This window comes from Bittarella massiliensis (ex Durand et al. 2017) (assembly GCF_017566145.1).
GTDB lineage: Bacteria > Bacillota > Clostridia > Oscillospirales > Ruminococcaceae > Bittarella > Bittarella massiliensis_A.
This window is the reverse complement of record NZ_JABFCL010000168.1, coordinates 1-226: the sequence shown is the minus strand read 5'-3', so window position 1 is coordinate 226 and position 226 is coordinate 1. Positions and strand designations below refer to the sequence as shown.

The following is a 226-nucleotide window of genomic DNA, read 5'->3' as shown; positions in this document are numbered from 1 at the left end:
AGTACCAGCTTACTGATCCACAGAAATACCGTCGCGAACGGCGGCAGGATAAGACAGCACAGACTCCCCAGCAGCCCCGCACCCATAACAACGGACATCAGGGGAATCACCCAGAGATTGATCAGCACGGAATAGAGCGGAAATTCAAAATAGGATGTAAGCAGCACCGGAAATGTCAGCAACTGGATACAAATTCCCGGCCAAATGGCCGCCAGAAACTTCCCAT

1 protein-coding gene is annotated in these 226 nt (G+C 51.8%); it reads right to left on the bottom strand.

The genetic code is table 11. From position 1 onward, the window contains the following. On the bottom strand, nucleotides 1-226 hold a 226-nt coding region (locus HJY11_RS13900; protein WP_208076491.1), incomplete at both ends, for a ComEC/Rec2 family competence protein.